Source organism: Bosea sp. RAC05, from assembly GCF_001713455.1.
Taxonomy (GTDB): Bacteria; Pseudomonadota; Alphaproteobacteria; order Rhizobiales; family Beijerinckiaceae; genus Allobosea.
Map to the genome: position 1 here is coordinate 1,693,950 of NZ_CP016464.1, position 20,750 is coordinate 1,714,699.

The 20,750-nt window shown below is 68.2% G+C and carries 21 protein-coding genes; 8 read left to right on the forward strand and 13 right to left on the reverse strand.

The annotated features are described in order from the left end of the window. Positions 1–516: 516 nt before the first annotated feature. The gene (locus tag BSY19_RS11480; protein ID WP_069054290.1) at positions 517–1,545 is read right to left on the reverse strand and encodes a polyprenyl synthetase family protein; all 1,029 of its coding nucleotides are present in this window, start codon (positions 1,543–1,545) and stop codon (positions 517–519) included. A gap of 163 nt (positions 1,546–1,708) precedes the next feature. Between BSY19_RS11480 and BSY19_RS11485 the strand changes: the two genes are divergently transcribed. Together BSY19_RS11485 and BSY19_RS11490 are read left to right on the forward strand one after the other, a co-directional pair. After that, positions 1,709–1,933, forward strand: coding sequence for a putative signal transducing protein (locus tag BSY19_RS11485; RefSeq protein WP_069054291.1), 225 nt, complete (start codon positions 1,709–1,711; stop codon positions 1,931–1,933). Next, positions 1,926–2,723: a tRNA1(Val) (adenine(37)-N6)-methyltransferase gene (locus BSY19_RS11490; protein WP_069054292.1), complete on the forward strand. Its 798-nt coding sequence runs from the start codon at positions 1,926–1,928 to the stop codon at positions 2,721–2,723. Before BSY19_RS11485 ends, BSY19_RS11490 begins: the two co-directional genes overlap by 8 nt. Here BSY19_RS11490 and BSY19_RS11495 read toward each other — a convergent pair. Together BSY19_RS11495 and BSY19_RS11500 are read right to left on the reverse strand one after the other, a co-directional pair. Further along, a complete protein-coding gene (locus BSY19_RS11495) occupies positions 2,717–3,037 on the reverse strand; it encodes a hypothetical protein (protein ID WP_069054293.1) in 321 nt (106 codons plus the stop codon). The two genes, BSY19_RS11490 and BSY19_RS11495, sit on opposite strands and share 7 nt — an antisense overlap. Before the next feature lie 159 nt (positions 3,038–3,196). Beyond that, positions 3,197–3,520, reverse strand: coding sequence for a hypothetical protein (locus BSY19_RS11500; protein ID WP_069054294.1), 324 nt, complete (start codon positions 3,518–3,520; stop codon positions 3,197–3,199). A 241-nt stretch (positions 3,521–3,761) separates the two neighbouring features. Between BSY19_RS11500 and BSY19_RS11505 the strand changes: the two genes are divergently transcribed. From BSY19_RS11505 to BSY19_RS27940, 3 genes are all read left to right on the forward strand, one after another. Next, positions 3,762–4,664, forward strand: a complete 903-nt coding sequence (locus BSY19_RS11505; RefSeq protein WP_069057019.1) for a glycine--tRNA ligase subunit alpha — start codon at positions 3,762–3,764, stop codon at positions 4,662–4,664. Then, complete coding sequence (gene glyS, locus BSY19_RS11510; protein WP_069054295.1) at positions 4,664–6,937, forward strand: glycine--tRNA ligase subunit beta; 2,274 nt, start codon at positions 4,664–4,666, stop codon at positions 6,935–6,937. Before BSY19_RS11505 ends, glyS begins: the two co-directional genes overlap by 1 nt. 350 nt (positions 6,938–7,287) lie before the next feature. Further along, complete coding sequence (locus BSY19_RS27940; RefSeq protein ID WP_171905132.1) at positions 7,288–7,449, forward strand: Thivi_2564 family membrane protein; 162 nt, start codon at positions 7,288–7,290, stop codon at positions 7,447–7,449. A 23-nt stretch (positions 7,450–7,472) separates the two neighbouring features. Here the strand turns inward: BSY19_RS27940 and BSY19_RS11515 are convergent, their stop codons facing one another. Beyond that, entirely contained in the window at positions 7,473–8,843 is a 1,371-nt protein-coding gene (locus BSY19_RS11515; protein WP_069054296.1) for a hypothetical protein, read from the reverse strand. A 220-nt stretch (positions 8,844–9,063) separates the two neighbouring features. Here BSY19_RS11515 and BSY19_RS11520 point away from each other — a divergent pair, with 220 nt between their 5' ends. The 3 genes from BSY19_RS11520 to upp all read left to right on the forward strand — a co-directional run bounded on the left by BSY19_RS11520 (position 9,064) and on the right by upp (position 12,291). Next, positions 9,064–10,326 carry a GTP cyclohydrolase II gene (locus BSY19_RS11520; protein ID WP_069057020.1) on the forward strand — a complete coding sequence of 421 codons (1,263 nt, stop codon included), beginning with the start codon at positions 9,064–9,066 and terminating at the stop codon, positions 10,324–10,326. An 8-nt stretch (positions 10,327–10,334) separates the two neighbouring features. Next, a complete protein-coding gene (locus BSY19_RS11525) occupies positions 10,335–11,552 on the forward strand; it encodes a URC4/urg3 family protein (protein WP_069054297.1) in 1,218 nt (405 codons plus the stop codon). A gap of 88 nt (positions 11,553–11,640) precedes the next feature. Further along, positions 11,641–12,291: a uracil phosphoribosyltransferase gene (upp, locus tag BSY19_RS11530; protein WP_150129585.1), complete on the forward strand. Its 651-nt coding sequence runs from the start codon at positions 11,641–11,643 to the stop codon at positions 12,289–12,291. A gap of 84 nt (positions 12,292–12,375) precedes the next feature. Here upp and BSY19_RS11535 read toward each other — a convergent pair whose 3' ends face one another. The 9 genes from BSY19_RS11535 to BSY19_RS11575 form a co-directional block, all read right to left on the reverse strand. Then, a complete protein-coding gene (locus tag BSY19_RS11535) occupies positions 12,376–12,786 on the reverse strand; it encodes a DUF1236 domain-containing protein (protein WP_069054298.1) in 411 nt (136 codons plus the stop codon). Positions 12,787–12,946: 160 nt separating this feature from the next. Further along, entirely contained in the window at positions 12,947–13,372 is a 426-nt protein-coding gene (locus BSY19_RS11540) for a DUF1236 domain-containing protein (protein ID WP_069054299.1), read from the reverse strand. Between the two features lie 193 nt (positions 13,373–13,565). Then, positions 13,566–14,537 (reverse strand): tripartite tricarboxylate transporter substrate-binding protein, encoded by a 972-nt coding sequence (locus BSY19_RS11545; RefSeq protein WP_069054300.1) that lies wholly within the window; start codon positions 14,535–14,537, stop codon positions 13,566–13,568. Positions 14,538–14,601: 64 nt separating this feature from the next. After that, positions 14,602–16,101: a tripartite tricarboxylate transporter permease gene (locus BSY19_RS11550; protein WP_442856693.1), complete on the reverse strand. Its 1,500-nt coding sequence runs from the start codon at positions 16,099–16,101 to the stop codon at positions 14,602–14,604. Between the two features lie 4 nt (positions 16,102–16,105). Beyond that, a complete protein-coding gene (locus BSY19_RS11555) occupies positions 16,106–16,624 on the reverse strand; it encodes a tripartite tricarboxylate transporter TctB family protein (protein ID WP_069054302.1) in 519 nt (172 codons plus the stop codon). Then, positions 16,624–17,613, reverse strand: coding sequence for a LysR family transcriptional regulator (locus BSY19_RS11560; protein ID WP_069054303.1), 990 nt, complete (start codon positions 17,611–17,613; stop codon positions 16,624–16,626). Before BSY19_RS11560 ends, BSY19_RS11555 begins: the two co-directional genes overlap by 1 nt. 151 nt (positions 17,614–17,764) lie before the next feature. Continuing rightward, positions 17,765–18,694: a DMT family transporter gene (locus BSY19_RS11565; RefSeq protein WP_442856694.1), complete on the reverse strand. Its 930-nt coding sequence runs from the start codon at positions 18,692–18,694 to the stop codon at positions 17,765–17,767. Between the two features lie 98 nt (positions 18,695–18,792). After that, entirely contained in the window at positions 18,793–19,455 is a 663-nt protein-coding gene (locus BSY19_RS11570; protein WP_069054304.1) for a glutathione S-transferase family protein, read from the reverse strand. A 222-nt stretch (positions 19,456–19,677) separates the two neighbouring features. Beyond that, complete coding sequence (locus BSY19_RS11575; protein WP_069054305.1) at positions 19,678–20,631, reverse strand: LysR family transcriptional regulator; 954 nt, start codon at positions 20,629–20,631, stop codon at positions 19,678–19,680. Positions 20,632–20,750 lie beyond the last annotated feature (119 nt).

The window sequence follows — 20,750 nt, forward strand, 5'->3', positions numbered from 1 at the left end:
TCCCGAGCCATGCCTATCCTCCCTGCGCTGCACCCGACCAAGGGGGCTGTCGCGAGGCATCGTGCGGCCGGGTGTGGTGGCGGGTTTCGAGAGGCGTCGCCGTCGCGGGCGGGGGCTCCCGGAGGTCGAGCGGCAGTAAGTCTCCTAGCAAGGGACTGATGGCCGCGACGCCCAAAATCCCCGCGCGCGGAGCCGGGCGGCGCGAGATCGGCGCTGCATCGACACCTCGACATCGACACTCGACATCGGCACGCGGCAAGGACGCGCGCCACCCGGCTCCGCGCATCCCCTCTGGGGGGCAATGATGCGAAACCCCGCGGCCTTCAGGCCGGTCGGGGCGTTTGGTGCGTGGCGCTTCCAGATTTTCTCCGAACCACCCCCGTCATCCTGGGCGGCCGCAGGCCGACCGGGATCCATCATAGGGCGCTGTCCAGCCCTAGGATGGATTCCGGCCTGCGCGGCTGCGCCGCTTGGCCAGGATGACGGCAGTGATTTTGGGGCAGGTCGTCGAGCGGCTCAATGCGCGCGTGCGACGCAGAAATCGACGGTTTCGTTCAGCGCCTGCTTCATCGGCGAGGCCGGGAAGAGGGCGAGCGCGTCCTTCGCCATCTTGGCATAGTGCTCGGCGCGCTGGATCGTGTCGTCGAGCGCGCGGTGGCGCTTCATGATCGCCTGCGCCTCCTCGAGATCGCCGTCGCGGATCTCGCCCTCCTGCAGGGTGCGCGTCCAGAAGGCGCGCTCGGCCTCGCTGCCGCGGCGGAAGGAGAGCACCACGGGCAGGGTGATCTTGCCCTCGCGGAAATCGTCGCCGGTGTTCTTGCCGAGCGTGATGGCGATGCCGCCATAATCGAGCGCGTCGTCGATGAGCTGGAACGCGATGCCGAGGTTGAGGCCGTAGCTGCGGCAGGCGGCGGCGTCGGTCTTCGAGCCGTTGGCGATCACCGGGCCGACCTCGCAGGCCGCCGCGAAGAGCTCGGCCGTCTTGCCGCGGATCACCGCGAGATATTCGTCCTCGGTGGTCTGCGTGTTCTTGGCCACCGACAGCTGCAGCACCTCGCCCTCGGCGATCACGGCCGCGGCGGTGGAGAGAATGTCGAGCGCCCGCAGCGAGCCGACCTCGACCATCATCTTGAAGGCCTGGCCGAGCAGGAAATCGCCGACCAGCACGCTCGCCTCGTTGCCCCAGAGCATGCGGGCGGCGAGCTTGCCGCGGCGCATGTCGCTCTGGTCGACGACATCGTCGTGCAGCAGCGTCGCCGTGTGCATGAACTCGACGGAGGCCGCGAGCTTGACATGACCCTCGCCGCGATAGCCGCTCAGCGCCGCCGTCGCCAGCGTCAGCATCGGCCGCAGGCGCTTGCCGCCCGACGAGATCAGGTGGTTGGCGACCTCGGGGATCATCGTCACGTCGGAGCCGGTGCGCGACAGGATCATCGCATTGACGCGTTCCATGTCGGCGCGCACCAGCCCGACCAGCCGCTCGATGCCGGCTTCGCGCGCACCCTGGCCCGCTTCCTTGTCCTCGAACGCAACGACGACGCCCATACCCGATCCTTCCGGCGGCCTGCGCAGCTTGCAGCGCCTGCAAGCCTTGCCACAACCGGCGCATGGGTGACCAGCCCTCGTGCGCCGGCAATGTCGCCGCAGGCTCACGGATCGTCATCAGACGGGGCTTGCGCTCCGGCGCCCGGATGGGCTCCATCGCGCGATGCATGAACTCGTCCGCACCAACGACATCGTCCTGCTCGGCGCCATCGAGGCGCTGCTGGCCTCCGCCAATCTCGACTGCCTGATCGCCGACCAGCACATCAGCGCGCTCGAAGGCATGATCGGCGCCTTCCCGCGCCGCCTGCTCGTGCGCGAGGCCGACCGGATGCGCGCCCGCGCCTTGCTGATCGACGCCGGCTTCGGCGGCGAGCTGCGCGATGGCTGAGGCGCTGCCCGGCCTCGGCGAGATCGGCGAGGACCGGCTGCTCGACGGGCGCCTGGTCCTGCGCCAGCCGCGCAAGGGCCACCGCGCCGGCAGCGATGCCGTGCTGCTTGCCGCCTCGCTGCCGGATCTGGGGGAGGGGCCGCTGCTCGACATCGGCGCCGGCGTCGGCACCATCGGGCTCGCGGCCGCGCTGGCCCAGCCGGCGCTGCGGGTGATGCTGCTGGAGCGTGACCCCGAGCTCGCCGGGCTGGCGCAAGCCAATGCCGCGCTGAACGGCCTGGCCGAGCGCGTCACGGTGGTGACGGGGGACATCGCCGGCCCCGCCGCGGCGCTCGGCCTGGACCCCAACAGCTTCGCGGGTGTCGCGATGAACCCGCCCTATTACCCACCCCGCGCCAACCGGGCCTCGCCTGTTCCCAACCGCCGGGCGGCCCATGTCGAGGAGGCCGGGCTGGAGCCCTGGCTGCGGGCGGCGCGGCGGCTGCTGAAGCCGCGCGGGCGGCTGCTGATGGTCCACCGCGCCGAGGCGCTGCCGGAACTGCTGGCGGCGCTGTCGACAGGCTTCGGCGCGGTCATGATCCGGCCCGTCCATGCCCAGGCCGACCAGCCGGCGATCCGCATCCTCGTAGCGGCGACGCTCGGCAGCAAAAAGCCGGCAGCACTGCTGCCGGCTCTGGTTCTGCATCGGCCCGAAGGCGGTTTCACGCCGCAGGCCGAAGCCCTGCACCGGGGGCGGGCCCGGCTGCCGATGGAAGCCGACAGTCCGCCGCCGGAGCGGCCGGCTCAGTAGTAGTAGCGCGGCCCGTAGAAGGGCACGACCGGCGGGACGAAGACCGGCGGCGGTGGCGGGCCGTAATAGCGGCGCGGCCCATAGTAGCGCGGCGGGCCATAGTAGCGCGGCGGCCCGTAGTAACGGCGCGGGCCGTAATAGCGCCGCGGCGGACCGTAGTAATACTGCGCCGGCTCGAGCAGGCCGTCGGTGGCCTGCACCGCCTGGGCGAGCGGCCCGGCGGCGACGGGCGCGGCCGAGGCGGGCGCCGCGGCGAGCGACAGGCCACCGAGGCCGGCTGCCGTCGCGAGCGCGAAAAGCGTCTTGCGGAACATGATGGAAACCTCCTCGCTGCGACAGGGGCGGGCCAGGGGGCGCCGCCATCCACGCGTCGAATCTACGCGAATCATGCTGAACGGAACGTCACCGCACCGTTCAGCTTGGTCTCAGAGTGCGGCCACAAGCGGGCGGAACCCGGAAGGCCGCGGCCCGCCTCAGCGGCAGACCCGCACCGGGCGGATGACCCAGCGATAGCCGTTCCAGACGCGCCGATCGACGAAGAAGCAGCGCGGGCGATAGACCGGCCGGCTGTAGTAGCGCGGCGGACCATAATAGCGCCGCGGGCCGTAGTGGCGGCGCGGGCCATAATGGCGTCGCGGCCCGTAATAGTACTGCGCCTCCTGGACCAGGTCCCCGGCCGGCGTGGCCTGGGCGAGGCCGGTCGAAACCGGAGCGGCCGAGGCGGGCGCCACGGCGAAGGCCGAGGCGGCGAGGATGACGGCGCCGACGATGGCGGCGACGATGCGGTTGGACAGCATGTTGGCACTCCTACGGTGTAAGCCCGTCGATCCGGCTCAAGCGCTCGCCCCGAACGCCGCGAATCCGGCGGATCTGCGCAAGGCTATCGCGCCCCGGATGAACAGAACCTGTCCGCTCCGGGTTCCCGGCGCGGCTTGACCGAAAGCCCGGCCAGCCCCTAAGCACGGGCCATCCCGCCATCCGGAAGGCTTTTACCCCTTGTCCGTCTCCGCTCCGCTTCCCGCCGCGGCCACGCCGGCCATGGACCCGACCCGCTCCTTCCAGGGGCTGCTGCTGACGCTGCAGCGCTTCTGGGCCGAGCGCGGCTGCGTCATCCTCCAGCCCTATGACATGGAGGTCGGGGCGGGCACCTCGCATCCCGGCACGATGCTGCGTTCGCTGGGGCCGAGGCCCTGGAATGCGGCCTATGTCCAGCCCTCGCGCCGGCCCAAGGACGGGCGCTATGGCGAGAACCCCAACCGGCTGCAGCATTACTACCAGTTCCAGGTCATCCTGAAGCCGAACCCGCCGAACCTTCAGGAGCTCTATCTCCAGTCGCTCCAGGCCATCGGCATCGACGTGCTCCTGCACGACATCCGCTTCGTCGAGGACGACTGGGAAAACCCGACGCTGGGCGCCTGGGGCCTCGGCTGGGAGTGCTGGTGCGACGGCATGGAGGTCAGCCAGTTCACCTATTTCCAGCAGGTCGCCGGCATCGAATGCGCGCCGGTCTCCGGCGAACTGACCTACGGGCTGGAGCGCCTCGCCTGCTATCTGCAGAATGTCGAGAGCATCATGGAGCTCAACTTCAACGGGCTGGAAGGCGACGAGAAGGTCACCTACCGCGACGTCTTCCTCCAGGCCGAGCAGGAGTATTCGCGCTACAATTTCGAGCATGCCGACACCGCGGCGCTGTTCACCCGCTTCGCCGAGGCCGAGACCGAATGCCGGGCTCTGCTCGCCAAGGGCGAGAGCGGCGAACGCCACCTGATGGTCCAGCCGGCCTATGACCAGTGCCTCAAGGCCGGCCACGCCTTCAACCTGCTCGACGCCCGCGGCGTGATCTCTGTCACCGAGCGCCAGAGCTACATCCTGCGCGTACGCGAACTCGCCAAGGCCTGCGGCGCCGCCTGGCTGAAGACGGCCGGCGGGGGAGCCAACTGATGCCTGATCTCCTGCTCGAACTCTTTTCCGAAGAGATCCCCGCCCGCATGCAGCGCAAGGCGGCCGACGATCTCAGGAAGCTCGTCACCGATGCGCTCGTCGAGCGCGGGCTGGTCTACGAGGGCGCCAAGGCCTTCGCCACGCCGCGCCGGCTCGCGCTCCATATCGCCGGCCTGCCCGTGCGCGGCTCGGCCATCCGCGAGGAGCGGAAAGGTCCGCGCGTCGGCGCGCCGGATGCTGCCGTGCAGGGTTTCCTCAAGGCGGCGGGCCTGGCCTCGCTCGACCAGGCGACGATCGTCAGCGACCCGAAGAAGGGCGACAGCTACATCGCCGTCATCGAGAAGCCCGGCCAGGAGACCGTCGCGGCGATCGCCGAGATCGTGCCGGCCGTGATCCGCAGCTTCCCCTGGCCGAAGTCGATGCGCTGGGGCCAGGCTTCGGCTGCCGGCGCCAGCCTGCGCTGGGTGCGTCCGCTGCATTCCATCCTCTGCACCTTCGGTGCCGAGACGGAAGAGCCCGAGGTGGTGCCCTTCGAGGTCGACGGCATCGTCTCCGGCAACACCACCCATGGCCACCGCTTCCATGCGCCGGGCGCCATCACCGTGCGCCGCTTCGACGATTACGTCGCGTCGCTGGAACAGGCCAAGGTCGTGCTCGATGCCGACCGGCGCAAGGCCATCATCCTCGCCGACGCCAGGACGCTGGCCTTCGCGCAGGGCCTCGAACTGGTCGAGGACGAGGGGCTGCTGGAGGAGGTCGCAGGGCTGGTCGAAAGGCCGGTCGTGCTGATGGGTTCCTTCGAGGCGCGCTTCCTCGAAATCCCCGGCGAGGCGATCCGCGCCACGATCCGCGCCAACCAGAAGTGCTTCGTGCTGCGCGACCCGGCGACGGGCCACCTCGCCAACCGCTTCCTGCTGACCGCGAACCTGATGGCGAGCGATGGCGGCGCGGCCATCGTCGCCGGCAATGAGCGCGTCGTGCGCGCGCGGCTCTCCGACGCCGCCTATTTCTTCGCGACCGACAAGGGCAATCTGCCCGATCTCGACACGCTCAAGGAAAGCGCCGAGAAGCTCGGGCTCGACCTCGCCAGGCCGCTCGACCAGCGTATGGCCAAGCTCGACAGGCTCGGCGTCGTCTTCCACGCCAAGCTGGGTACCCAAGGCGAGCGCGTGCAGCGCATCGCGGCGCTGGCGAGGGAACTCGCCCCCATCGTCGGCGCCGATCCGGAGCTGGCCGAGCGCGCGGCCAAGCTCGCCAAGGCCGACCTCCCGACCGAGATGGTCGGCGAATTCCCCGAGCTGCAGGGCCTGATGGGCCGCAAATATGCGGAGCTTCAGGGCGAGCACGCGAGCGTCTGCGCGGCGATCGAGGAGCACTACAAGCCGCTCGGCCCCTCCGACCGCGTCCCGACCGCCCCGGTCTCGGTGGCGGTCGCGCTCGCCGACAAGCTCGATACGCTGGCTGGATTCTGGAAAATTGACGAGAAGCCGACGGGGAGCAAGGATCCCTATGCACTGCGTCGGGCAGCGCTCGGGGTGATCCGACTGATCCTTGCCAATGATATCCGGATCAGCATTGACGACGCATTTGCCGGAGCTGCGGACAGGTACCGCGCCGACAAAGTTGATGAGCTTCCTCCGGATGGCGAGAAAAATGTCGATCTTACGGAAGTGTTCTTAGCTAGTTGGGTCTTCATCGACGGGTTCAATCAGTTTATCTACGAGAGGCTGCGAGTTTTGATGCGGGACCAGGGCGCCCGGCATGATCTGATTGATGCCGTCGTGCCTCCCCCTGCTGCTGTCACAGAGGACAAGTTCAGCATTACGATCGGAGACGCCAACGACCTCCTCCTCATCACCCGTCGCGTCGCTGCGCTCGGGCGCTTCCTCGAAACCGAGGACGGCAAGAGCCTGCTCGCCGGCTACAAGCGCGCCGCCAACATCCTGAAGGCCGAGGAGAAGAAGGACGGCGAGGGCGCCTTTGCCGGCGCCGCCGATCTCGGCCTGATCGCGCAGGCCGGGCTGATCGAGGAGAAGGGGCTGGCGGTCGCGCTCGCGCAGACGACGCCGAAGGCAGAAAGCGCCGTCGCGGCGGAAGACTATGAGGGCGCGATGGCGGCGCTGGCCGATCTGCGCCCGGCGGTCGATGCCTTCTTCGACAAGGTCACCGTCAACGACCCCGACCCGGCGCTGCGGGCCAACCGCCTGCGCCTGCTCAACCAGCTCCGCGCGGCGACCCGCGCCGTTGCGGATTTCGGGCGGATTGCGGGGTAGGCCCACGTCTCCGAGAAGAGCGCGGGGAACCCTTCTCCTGTAAGGAGAAGGGCAGGGATGAGGTGTCGGCCGTTTGACGCCGCTGCAGTGACCTCACCGCCTCCAGCTGCTGATGAGTAAGCGACTCCCTGGTCCAGGGGCCGACACCTCTCCCCTGCCCCTCTCCTTACAGGAGAGGGGTTCTCCGTTGTGGTTCCGGGCCCTCGCTTTCACCCTTGCTCGGCAAAACCCACCCCAACGGAACCTATTCGCCCCCTGCGACGTTCTGTCAGCGGATGGGGGTGCCGGCGAATGCGTCGCCGCATCGGCTCCGGGGGGCCGGCTTTCGGCCGATACCAAAGGTTCAAGTCATGTCGATTCTGATTTCCCTGCTGATCACCGTTCTGGTCATCGGCCTCGTGCTCTATCTCGTGCGGATGCTGCCGCTCGACAGCCAGATCAAGAACGTCGTCCAGATCATCGTCATCGTGATCGGCATCATCTCGCTGCTGCGCTATCTCGCCGTGTTCTGAGCGAGCCCAGCCCTTCCGCGGCTTCAGGGCCGCGGCGGGATTCGCGGGGGCACCCGGGGTCCGGCCTGATTGCCGGGCTTGGGCGGTGGCGGCGGCTGGCGCCCTGGAACCAGCGGCTGTCGCGCCGCGACCGCCGTGTTGACGCCGTGCCGCGCCGGAACCGGCGGCGGCGGGAGCCTCTGATGCACCGGCGCAGGCGCTGGTTTGTAGAACCGGTCGATCGCCTGCATCATCCAGGTGGTGTTGACGAAATGCGCGAAGGGCTGCTCCCTCGCACCATTGGCCCCCACCTTGATGAAGCCCTGCAGCCGCTCGCAGAAATACTGCCGCTCCTCGCGCGTTTCTCCCGCCAGTCCCGCGGCCACGGCCTCACGGTACATGCGCACGATGATCTGCTGCTCGTGGCGCTTGTCGCCGCCATAGTTCGCCTTGGCTTGGTCGTTGGCGGCGAAGACGCTGGCCTGTCCCGTCAGTGCCGCCCGCGCCCAGTTGCCCTGCGCCGCCAGAAACTGGTGCCCATAGGCGCGCAGGGCGCCCGAGTAATCGCCCACCACCACGGACGCGATGTTGACGCCGTGCATCTGCAGCGTCTGCAGGAAGCCGATGAAGTTGCGCGCGTCCGGCCGGTAATGGCCGCTGTCGTTGCAGACCTCGGCAATGAGCCCGTTCTTCATCTTGATGGTGCCGGCGCAGAGCACGGGCTCTCCGGCGAGATAGGACGAGTGATAGAAGTTGCCCTCCGCGCCGAAGCCTTTCCGGCAATGATGGCGGGCCATATAGAGCTCGCGGCCCATGCTCATGGCGAAACCGCCCCAGTTGGTCGACTTTCCGAAGACGGGGCTCGTCGCGGTCGATGAATCGGCGAGCACGAGGCTCATCGCGCCGGCTTTCTTTTCGGCGCCCTCGACCCCCTTGCCGGGCCAGGTGAACATGTAGGCCTTGCCGTTGCGGAACGTCAGGCGGTACTTGTCGACCTCGGCGCGGCTGAGATAGATCGCGGCCCGGCCCAGCACGTCGAGATGCTCGCCGTGATAGGACAGCCGGCGACCGAAATGCCGCTCGAGATATTCCGGCAGGACATTGATCGTCGTGCCCAGCGACTTGGCCAGCGTTTCGGCGGTGAATTGATACAGTCCATAGATCGCCGGCGTGCGATCCTTGTTCATCGATGTATTGCGCTTGACGTCCTTCAGCCAGTAATCGAGCGTGAAGAACAGATCCGCCTTGAGCTGGATTTTGACATACCCGTCCTGGCATTTCCTGTACTCGTCGATCAGCGTGTCGATACGGGTCAGGATCTTGTCATCGCTGCGCCTGACGAGGGCGACGCTGCTGTCCTTCTTCCACTGCTCAAGGGTCGGCGTAGCCTGGTAGACCTTGGCTTTGGTGGCCATGCAGCGCTCACTTTCGCTCGTGTTCACGGACGCTCGACATCCACTGTTGCACAAACCGCAGCGATGTCGATGTCCTAGGGTAACTGAGACGTTAACGGATTTCGTCCTGCACTCGCGGGTTGACGGCCCTCCCTGACCGGGTCACCATATCCGCTTCGGTTGAAGGCCCCGGGCGCTCATGTCTGGGGCCTTTATCGTTCTGCAGGCTTCGGACCCGGCGATGAGCTCCCCCAACCGCACCACCCACACCCGCCTGACCTCCTATCCCGAGCCCGGCAGCGCCGCGACGCGCTTTCCCATCCGCTGGGGCGCGGAAACGCCGGCCGAGCGCGGCCCGGTGATCGCGTCGACCACGACGCCGGCCGACCGCAACGTCATCGGCGCCCATGGCGGCTCCTATTCGGTCTACCGGGCGCTGGCGATCTCGGCGCGCGCCATGAACCCCTCGCAGCGGCCCGATTTGCACAACACCCACCCGACCGCCGAGATCCCCGCGCAGCCGCAATGGTTCGAGCCCGGGAAAATCGTCTCGATGGACCCGTTCGGCCACCGCGTCGCGCAGGATTTCGGCGGGCTGATCGGCGAGGGCATCGACATCCGCCCGACCATCGCCATCACCAAGGCCCGCCTCAACCTGCCGGAGATCCTGGCGGCGATGGGCGCGCATCGGCTGGCGCCCGACGAGCACATCCTGCACGCTTCCGGCGACATCAGCGTCACCAAGATCGCGATCGACCCGGTCTGGCATCTGCCGGGCATCGCCGAGCGCTTCGGCACGAGCGAGGCCGAGCTGCGCCGCACGCTCTTCGAGCAGACCGGCGGCATGTATCCCGAGCTGGTGACGCGGCCGGACCTGCGCGTCTTCCTGCCGCCGATCGGCTCGATCACGGCCTATGTCGTCGGCGAGGTCTCGGCCATCACCGATCCGAAGCGCCGCGTCTCCTGCCGCGTCCATGACGAGTGCAACGGCTCCGACGTCTTCGGCTCCGACATCTGCACCTGCCGGCCGTATCTCGTGCACGGCATCGAGGAGGCGGTGAAGGAGGCGCAGGGCGGCGGCGTCGGGCTGATCGTCTACAACCGCAAGGAGGGCCGCGCGCTCGGCGAGGTCACCAAGTTCCTCGTCTACAACGCCCGCAAGCGCCAGGAGGGCGGCGACAGCGCCGCGACCTATTTCGAGCGCACCGAATGCGTCGCCGGCGTGCAGGACGCCCGCTTTCAGCAGCTCATGCCCGACGTGCTGCACTGGCTCGGCGTCACCCGCATCGACCGGCTGATGTCGATGTCGAACATGAAATACGACGCCATGGTCGAGAGCGGCATCGAGATCGGCGAGCGCGTCGCCATTCCCCCCGAGCTGATCCCGCCCGATGCCTCGGTCGAGATCGAGGCCAAGAAGGCCGCGGGCTACTACTCCCCCGACGGCGCGCCGGGCGACAACGTCCTCAAGGCGACCGTCGGCCGCGACCTCGACAAGTTCTGAAAGCACCGATGCCCGATCGTGACCCGGAGGCGCTGCGCCTCCTTTTGAAGCCCGCCGCCATCCGGGCCCGCGCGCAGGAGATGCTGCGCCTCGGGCTGGCCGGCGACCTCTTGCATTTCACCGTCCATCCGGAGCGGCTCGAGGCCTGCGCCGATTACGTTCTGGAGACGATCCGGGCCCATTACCCGACGCTCGAGATCCCCTTCCACGCCCGCTGGCGCCATTTCACCGTCGCCGGCATGGACCGCTGGGCCGTGCTCGACCGGGCGGCGCATTTCGCCGATGCGGGCGAGCGCGGCCGTGCGGCCTACGACCTCGCCGTCGTCAGCGTGCTGCTCGATGCCGGCGCCGGGCCGGACTGGTCCTATCGCGACGCGGTCAGCGGCAAGCGGATCGGCCGCTCGGAGGGGCTGGCGCTCGCCTCGCTCGACATGTTCGCCGCCGGCCTGTTCTCCGCCGATCCGGCACAGCCCCTGCGGGCGGATGCGGCGGCGCTGAAGCGGCTCGATCCGGCGGCGCTGACGGCGGGCTTCCAGTCCACGCCGGGCAACGCCCTTCTGGCGGTCGAGGGCCGCGCCGCCCTGCTCAACCGGCTCGGCGAGGAGCTCGAGCGCCGCGGCCTGTCGCGGCCAGGCGACCTGTTCGACCGCTTCCTCGCCTCGGCCGAGACCGGGAGCCTGCGCGCGAGCCACATGCTCGGCGAGGTCCTGGCCACCTTCGGCGGCATCTGGCCCTCGCGCCTGACGCTGGCGGGCATCGCGCTGGGCGACACCTGGCGCCACCCGCTGATCGCGCAGGGCACCACCACGGCCGGGCTCGTGCCCTTCCACAAGCTCTCGCAATGGCTGACCTATTCGCTGATCGAGCCGCTGCAATGGGCCGGCATCGCCGTCGTCGACATCGACGAACTGACCGGCCTGCCGGAATACCGCAATGGCGGCCTCCTGCTCGATGGGGGCGTCATCGCGCTGAAGGATGCGGGCGAGGCGGGGCGCGCCCATGAGGCGGGCTCGACGCTGGTCGTCGAATGGCGGGCGCTCACGGTGGCGCTGCTCGACGAGATCGGCGCGCTCATCCGCCAGCGGCTCGGCCGCTCGCCGGCGGAACTGCCGCTCGCCAAGGTTCTGGAAGGCGGCACCTGGGCGGCAGGCCGGCGCATCGCGGCCGAGAGGCGCCCCGGCGGCGGCCCGCCCTTGACGATCATCAGCGACGGCACGGTATTCTGAAGTAGGTCGAGAACCCCTCAGCCCTCATCCTTCGAGACGCCGCTGCGCGGCTCCTCAGGATGAGGGCTGAGGGCAAGGAAGAAGGGGAATGGACCGAATGACCAAGCAGCAGGACGGGGTCACCGTCGTCGATCACCCGCTGGTGCAGCACAAGCTCACGCTGATGCGCGAGAAGGACCGCTCGACCAAGAGCTTCCGCCAGCTCCTCAACGAGATCGGCATGCTGCTCTGCTACGAGGTCACGCGCGACCTGCCGGTCGAGATGGTCGAGATCGAGACGCCGCTGCAGACCTCGCGCCAGCCGGTGATCTCCGGCAAGAAGATGGTCTTCGCGCCGATCCTGCGCGCTGGCGTCGGCTTCCTCGACGGCATGCTGGAACTCGTTCCCGCCGCCCGCGTCGCCCATATCGGGCTCTATCGCGACCCCGACACGCTGCAGGCGGTCGAGTACTACTTCAAGGCGCCCTCGGACATCGCCGACCGCATGGTCGTGGTGATGGACCCGATGCTCGCCACCGCCAATTCGGCCGTCGCCGCCATCGACCGCCTGAAGGAGCGCGGCGCCCGGGATCTGCGCTTCGTCTGCCTGCTCGCGGCACCCGAGGGCATCGAGCGCCTGCGCGGCGCGCACCCGGAAGTCCGCATCTGGACGGCGGCGATCGACGAGAAGCTCAACGACCACGGCTATATCGTGCCGGGCCTGGGCGATGCCGGCGACCGCATGTTCGGCACGCGCTGACCGCTCGATCCTCGACAACGAAAAGCCCGCCCCCTCGCAGGGGCGGGCTTTCTTTTTGCGTCGGGCGTAGCGCCCGGCGCGGGATCAGTTGATGATCTGGACGATGCGGCGGGTCCGTGGCTCGACCAGCACGGGACGCTCGTTGACGACCGTGTAGCGATAGCCCTGCGCGCCGTATTCGGCCGGAACCTCGCGGTAGACCACGCCCTGCTCCGGCAGGATCACGCCGACCGTGACGGTCCGCTCGTAGCGATAGGAGGGGACGCGCTGCTCCAGCACATAGGTGCGGAAGCGTGGCGAGTCGTCGATCATCGTGCCGCCGGCGGGGTCGCGGGTCATCTGGCGGTTGTCGATCGCGCCGGGCATGGTCGTGCTGAGCGCCGGATCGCGGGTCGCGCCGCCGGCCGGGTCGCGCACGGCGGGGCCGGTGCTCTGGGCGAAGACGGTCGCGGGCAGCACGGAGAGCGCGGCGACGAGGGCGAGCTTCTTGATCATGGTGAGGTGTCCTGTGGTTGGAGGCGTGCCATGACAACGGTGCGCAGACCCCGATGTTCCTGCCCGTCCCGCCCGCACCGGCCGCATCGCCAGGATTCAAAACAAAACCCGCCCCCTTTCGGGAGCGGGCCTGTCTCCTCGCCTTGGGGCGAGGGGCGGATCAGTTGATGATCTGGACGATGCGGCGCGTGCGCGGCTCGACCAGGACGGTGCGGCCGTTGACGACCGTGTAGCGATAGCCCTGCACGCCGTACTCGGCCGGGACCTCGCGATAGACCACGCCATCCTCCGGCAGCACGGCGCCGACGGCGACCTGCTCGCGATAGGTATAGGACGGTACGTCCTGCTCCACGACATAGGTGCGGAATTTCGGCGTGGCCGCGTCGCCGATGATCGCACCGACGACCGCGCCGCCGACGCCACCCACGGCGGCGCCGATCGGGCCGCCGACGATCGCGCCGCCGATGGCGCCCGAGGTTGCGCCGCTGAGGGCACCGCCCGTGGCACCGCCCGAGGGCTGGGTCTGGGCGAAGGCCGTGGCGGGCAGCGTGACGATGGCGGTCACGAGAGCGAGTGTCTTGAACATGATGGTCTCCTTCCGAGAGAGAGTTCGGGGGGAGAACCTCCGGAAACCGGGGCGGTTCCGCGACGGGCAGTCACGATGTGTCTCCGTGCGCAACAGGCCCGGGCGCGGTGCCGCCAAACGAAGACGGCGGGCCAGGGGCCCGCCGTCTCGATGCGTTGGCGCATGCCCCGCGTCGCCGCGGGCCGGCCCATGCCTACTTCGGAGCAGCCTTCAGAGCCGGCTCCAGCTTGGCCGCGTCGCGCTTGATGAGTGCGGCGAAGCCGTCCGGGGTGCGCTCGGTGGCGGTCGGCATGACCGTGCCCAGGTCGAGCAGGCGCTTCTTGGTGTTCTCGTCGTTCAGGGCCTTGTTGAGCGCGTCGACCAGGCGGTCGACCACCTCCTTCGGCGTGCCCTTCGGCGCGGCGATGCCGTTCCAGGCCTCGATCTGGTACTCCGGCAGGCCGGCTTCCGCGGTCGTGGGAACGTCGGGCAGGGCCGGCGAACGCTGTGCCGATGCGACCGCGAAGGCCTTGATCGTGCCGGCCTTCACCTGCTCGGCGACGCTGACGATCTGGTCGCACATGAAGTCGATCTGGCCGGAGACGAGGTCGTTCAGCGCCGGGCCGGTGCCGCGATAGGCCACCGCGTTGAGCTTCGGCACGCCGAGCTGGCCCTTCAGCAGGGTGCAGGTCGTCCACGACACCGAGCCCAGCCCGGCATGGGCCTCGTTGAACTTGTCCGGATTGGCCTTCACCGCCGCGACGAAGGACTTCAGGTCGGTCGCCTCGATGTTCTTGCGCGCGACGATCAGGATCGGCGTGCCGCCGGCCAGACCGATCGGCTGCATGCCGTTGATCGGGTCATACTTCAGGCCGGGATAGGTGGCGGGCGCCGCCGAGAAGGTGCCGAGATGGCCCATCGCGATGGTGTAGCCGTCCGGCGCCGCGGTCAGCGCGCGGGTGATGCCGGTGGTGCCGCCGGCGCCCGCGACGTTCTCGATCACGACCTGCTGGCCGAGCGTCTTGGACATGTGGTCGCCGACGATGCGCGCGATGATGTCGGTCGGTCCGCCGGCGGCGAAGGGCACGATCATCGTCACGGGCTTGGCCGGATAGGCCTGGGCGGCGGCGCCGCCGGCGAGGGCGAGCGAGATGGCGGCGGCGAGGCCGAGTACGGTTTTCTTCATAGCGGTTCCTTCCTCGTTATGGTTGTAGGCAAGGTGGGGCGCCGCCTTGAGGGCGGCAAGCCCCTCATTCGGTGAACACTTCGTCGCGCTTCTTGTTGATCGACGGCAGCAGCGCGATCACGAGAATGGCGACGGCGACGATCAGCAGGCCGGCCGAGATCGGCCGCTCGACGAAGGTCATGAACGACCCGCGCGAGATGATCAGCGCCTGGCGCAGCTTCTCTTCCATCAGCTTGCCGAGCACGAAGCCCAGCAGCATCGGCGCCGGCTCGAAGCCGAGCTTGATCAGCAGATAGCCGAACAGGCCAAACATCGCCGTGAAGGCCACGTCCACCGGCTGGTTGTTCACCGAGTAGATGCCGATGCAGCAGAAGATCAGGATCGACGGGAACATCAGGCGGTAGGGCACCTGCAGCAGCTTCACCCACAGCCCGACCAGCGGCAGGTTGATGACCAGCAGCATCAGGTTGCCGATCCACATCGAGGCGATCATGCCCCAGAACAGCTCCGGGTTCTTGGTCATGACCTGCGGGCCGGGGATGATGCCGTGGATGGTCATCGCGCCGACCATCAGCGCCATCACGGCATTGGGCGGGATGCCGAGCGTCAGCAGCGGGATGAACGCGGTCTGGGCGCCGGCATTGTTGGCCGATTCCGGACCCGCCACGCCCTCGATCGCGCCCTTGCCGAAGCGCGAGGGATCCTTGGCGAGCTTCTTCTCGAGCGTGTAGCTCGCGAAGGGGCCGAGCACCGCGCCGTTGCCGGGCAGGATGCCCAGCGTGCCGCCGAGGAAGGTGCCGCGCAGCACCGGCTTGATCGACTGCTTGATGTCGCTCCAGTCGGGCAGGAGGCGCCCGATCTTGGTCTTCACCACGTCGCGCGTCTCGGGGCTCTCCAGGTTGCGCAGGACTTCGGCGAAGCCGAACACGCCCATCGCCAGCACGGCGAAGTCGATGCCGTCCGCCAGCGGCGCGAAGCCGAAGGTCATGCGCTCCTGGCCGGTCTCGAGGTCGGTGCCGACGGTCGAGAGCAGCAGGCCGAGCATGATCATGCAGAAGGCCTTCAGGATCGAGCCGCGCGCCAGCACGACCGCGAAGCACAGGCCCATCACCATCAGCGAGAAGTATTCGGCGGGTCCGAACAGCAGCGCGAGCTTGGTCAGCGGCGCGCCGAGCGCGGCGATGAACAGGGTCGCGACGCAGCCGGCGAAGAAGGAGCCCAGCGCCGCCGTACCGAGCGCGACGCCGGCGCGGCCCTGCTTGGCCATCTGGTGGCCGTCAAGCGTGGTAACGACCGAGGTCGCCTCGCCGGGGATGTTGACCAGGATGGCCGTCGTCGAGCCGCCGTACTGGGCGCCGTAATAGATGCCGGCGAGCATGATCAGCGCGCCCACCGGATCGAGCCCGAAGGTGATCGGCAGCAGGATCGCGATGGTCGCGATCGGGCCGACGCCCGGCAGCACGCCGATCAGCGTGCCAACGAGACAGCCGGCGAAGCACAGGGCGATGTTCTGCAGCGACAGCGCGACGCCGAAGCCCAGCGAGAGGTTGGAAAACATGTCCATCAGGTCAGATCCCCAGCAGCCACGGCGCCAGCGGGATCGGCAGCGACAGCGCGTATTTGAACAGCAGCGCGCAGGCCGTGCTCATCACGACCGCGAAGATGACCAGTTCCTTCGGGCGGAAATCGTCCGCCGCCAGGCCCGAGATCAGGATGACGAGCGGGCCGGCCACAGCCAGGCCGAGCGCGGGGACGCGGATCGGGCCGAATTCGAAGCCACGGATGCACAGCCCGAAGACGCAGGCCGCACCCAGCACGAAGATGACGCCTCGCCAGGACCAGCCGGAGAGCTGTTCGCCATCGAAGCGCAGGCTGGAGATCACCAGCAGTGCACCGAGCCCGGCGCAGATGACCGCGAAGGATTTCGGCAGCATGCCCGGCCCGAGCTGGCGCAGCGTGCCGATGGGCAGGTCGCTGGACAGCACCAGCGCGAGCCCCGCCAGCAGCATCATGAACACGCCGGCCGCGAGGTCCTGCGTGGACCGGACGCGGATGCCCTGCGCCTTTTCGATCTTGTTCAAGCTCATCAGGCTCCTCCGACTGCGGACCCGACCAGGCGGGCCGTTCGTTTCAGCTTCGTGGTGGGAATGGCGAAGGGCAGGACCTGCCGCTCGTCGATCAGGGTGACGCTTTCGCGCAGGATGGCGAGGAAGTCGTCGCGGGCGTCGAGCCGCTGCTGCGGTCGCCAGGCGATGCCCACCAGCGCGCCCGGCGGTGGCGGGTCGAGCAGCGCGCCGCGCAGCCGGCGCATGGTCACGCCCGGAAAGCTCAGGCGCGACACCCAGTCCGGGGCCAGCGCCATGCCGAGGCCGGCGGCCACCGCCGACATCATCGCCGGCTTTTCGGTCGCCTCGATGGTCACGTTGGGCACCGCGCCGACGCTCTCGAAATAGGACATCACCAGATCATAGGCGAAGGGTCGGATCCGCTTGGAGGGCACCACGAAGGGCTCGCCCACGAGATCCTGCATCGTCAGATGGTCGCGTGCCGCCAGCGGATGCGCCTCGTTCAGGACCACGATCGGCCGCTCGACGCGCAGCACCTCGAAGGCGCAGTCTGTCGGCTTGCGCGGCGGCCGCGTCAGGGCGAGGTCGAGCTTGCCGGCTTCCAGCATCTGCACGAGCGGCGCCGTCATCGCCTCGACGAACTTGATCTGGACGCCCGGATAACGCTCGCGGAAGGCGACCAGCGCCTCGGGAACGAAGCTGGAGGAGGCGGCGTCGATCGCGCCGATGCGCAGCATCTTGCCCGAGGCGAGCGAGGCCTCGCGCACCGCGCGGGAGGCATGGTCCATCCGGGCGAGGATGCTCTTGGCCTCCTCGAGCATGATCAGGCCCGCGCGCGTCAGCGCGACCTGGCGCGTCGTGCGGGTCAGGAGGACGCAGCCGAGTTCTTCTTCCAGCGTGCTGATTTGGCGGGAGAGGGCGGGGGGAGCCAGCCCCAGCCGCTCCGCGGCACGGCCGAAATGAAGCTCCTCCGCCACTGCGATGAAACATCGCAGATGCCTGATGTCCATGGCTGTCCCTCTGGTCCCCTCTGGCGTATCGTTTCCCGATATCTTCCAGTGTTTGTCGCTAGAGCCGATAGCGGCTCATGCCGCGAAAGCGACCCTAGAACAATTCATAATTTTTTGGCAATAAACTCTGATGTGTCCGGATGTTGCCGGCTCAGCCGCGGCGCAGCGCGCGATTTCGGCCGAAAACGCGCCCGTCGATCAGCGCGAGCCCGGCGAAGATCGCCGCCATGCCGGCGAAATGGCGCGGCAGCAGGGTCTCGCCGAGCAGGCCGACGCCGAGCAGGATGGCGCTGACCGGGATCAGGAAGGTCACCAGCACGACATTGCTCGGTCCCGCCGAGCGCATGACCTTGAAGAAGATCACATAGGCCAGCGCCGTCGAGATCAGCGCCAGCCCGAGCAGCGCGAGCGCCGTCTGTCCCGTGGGCAGAGGCAGGGCCCAGGGCGGGCTGACCACGAGCACGATCGGCAGCGTCATCAGCGTCGAGGCGCTGAGCTGCCCGGCGGCGCTGACGAGCGGCGGCAAGGCGCGGAAGCGCCGGCCGTAGAGCCCCGAGAAGGCGTAGGAGACGGTCGCGCCGATGCAGGCGAGCTGCGCCAGCAGGTTCAGCCCGAGCCCCGAGAGCGCATCCGGCCCGATCAGGATCGCGACGCCGGCAAAGCCCGCCAAGACTCCGGCGATCTTTGGCCCGGTCGCGCGCTCGCCCCCGAACACATGCATCACCAGGACCGTGAAGATCGGCGTCATCGCGTTCAGGATCGAGGCGAGCCCGCTCGGAATCTGCTGCTGGCCCCAGAGGAAGAGGCTGAACGGGATCAGGTTGTTGAGGATGCCCATGCCGAAGAAGGCGAGCCAGACGCTGCGGCCGACCGCCATCGACAGCCCCGCCAGCCGCACCGCGAGCAGCAGGGCCAGCGCCGCCAGCCCGACCCGGACGAGCAGCACCGGCAGCGGCGGCCATTGCGCCAGCGCCAGCGCGTTGAAGAAGAAGGAGCCGCCCCACAGCACCGAGAGTGCGAGCAGCAGCACCCAGTCGAGCGTCGACATCCGCGCGGGCGGGGCAGGCATGGGCATGGTCATCGCGGCATCTGTCCGTCCCGGACTGTCATCCCGCGTCAGGAGGGGCCGGGTGGCACGGCGGCCACCCGGATTCTGCTCTGCGGCCGGACGCCGACCGCTCAGGCGGCTTCGGCGTCCCGCGCTGTCCACATCGCCTGGAAGGCGGGGCGGGCATGGCAGGCGTCGAGCCAGGCCTTCACATGCGGAGCCGCCGCGAAGAGCTGCGCGGCCGGCTTGGCGTAGCGGAAGATCTCGGCGACGTTGATATCGGCCACCGTGAAGCGCCCGCCCATGACGAAGCCGCCGCCCGCGGCGAGCGCCTTGTCGAGCACCGCGAAGGGGGCGGGCAGGGCGGCGAGCGCCGCCTCGACCAGCTTGGGATCGCGCTTCTCCGGCGGATAGGCCGCCATGTGGTACTGGATGTTGAGCGCATGGCTCTCGACCGCCGTGCTCGCCCAGAGCGACCACATCACCGCCAGCCCCTCCTCCTGCGCATCCTTGGGCGCCAGCGGCCCGCCATGCTTGCGGGCGAGATAGAGGTTGATCGCCAGCGATTCCTGCAGCTTGAAGCCGCCATCGTCGATCGCCGGGATCTGCCCCTTCGGATTGACCGCGAGGAACGCCGGGCTCTGGGTGTGGATCGGCGCGCCCGGCGCGTTGGGATCGGGCAGGCGGTAGACCTGGATCACCGGGACATGGGTGAAGGCAAGCCCGAGCTCGTTCGCCAGCCAGATGTTGCGCGAGGCGCGCGAGCGGTAGCAGCCATAGATCGTCAGGGTCATGGGAAGGCAGCCTTCGGAGGAGGGGTCGAGCGAACCGGTCTTACAGGAGAGTCGGGGCAGGCGCATCCGGGAAGGGGGTGGCCCCAGCCGGCGCATGGAACATCCGTCTTTGGGCGATTTAGTTTGCGCTATCGCGGGACCGGATTCAGCCCTCGCGCTTTCGGACAGTCAGCTCGGTAAACAGCCGGCACTGAATCCATGCTCTATCACGTCCAAGCATCCTCACAGTGCCGTTCCAAAGGCTGGGGGAGGTTCCGGCTCTGCGCAAATGTCCATCTCAAGACTGCGCACGATGGACATGAACGACTGCATGGCCGGTGACGGCGATCTGCCACGTCTGGCTATGAAGCCATAGTTCAACCGCAGGGACGGCAGCCCGATCGGCAGAAGAACCAGCTCCCGGGCCGCGATCTCCTGGCGGATCTGGATGGGAACGCACGCCGATACAGCTGCTCCCGCGAGAACGATGTTCTTGGCGGCCGAAAAGGATTCGACGAGAATCCGTGGCCGGAAACGTTTCTGCTCATGCTCGACCAGGCCATAGGGCCTTTCCGGTTCGACATCCTGTCGCTGGAGCGAGCTGGGGATGGTCGGCCCGACCCATGGAAACTCCAGGAGATGACTGATCGTGAGGCCTGGCGTGGTCGCCAGTGGATGGTCTGCTGCCACAAAGAACTGCAAGGGGGCGGCGTGCACCGGTTCGGTGACGAGGTTTGGATTCTGTGACGCCTCCGTGATGTCGGCAAAGCCAAGGTCGGCCACGCCCGCAACCACATCGGCGGTCGCCCTGGTCCAATCCCTGACCGTCACTTCCACGGTCAGACGGGGATAGCGCGCGGACAGCAGAGCGACGGCCCGCTCGCCGGAAATGTCTGCTGGATAAGGGCCCATCACAACCTTGAGTTGTCCGGTTTCAAGCCCTTTGAGCCGTGCGATCTCTCGCGTGAGGTCATCAAAGCTCGCTATGACCGCCTGTCCGCGGTCAATCAGGATCTGTCCGAAGACGGTCGGCGCGACGTGGTGTCGGTCGAAGAGTTGGACGCCGAGCGAATCCTCCAGGCCCTTGAGGCTGCGCGTCAGCGAGGGCTGCGAAACTCCAAGTGACGCAGCTGCCCGGCTGAAACTCCGGAACCGGTTGAGGGCAATCACCAGTTGAAGGTTTCTGATCGAAAGCATGCGCCGCGTCTCTCGCTGCAATCCGCAACAGACTATACCATCAATGATATTGGACACCGTTTTGGATATCAACGAGGATCGTCGCCGTCGAAAAAGAAGAACAACGAAGGGGCGGTTGA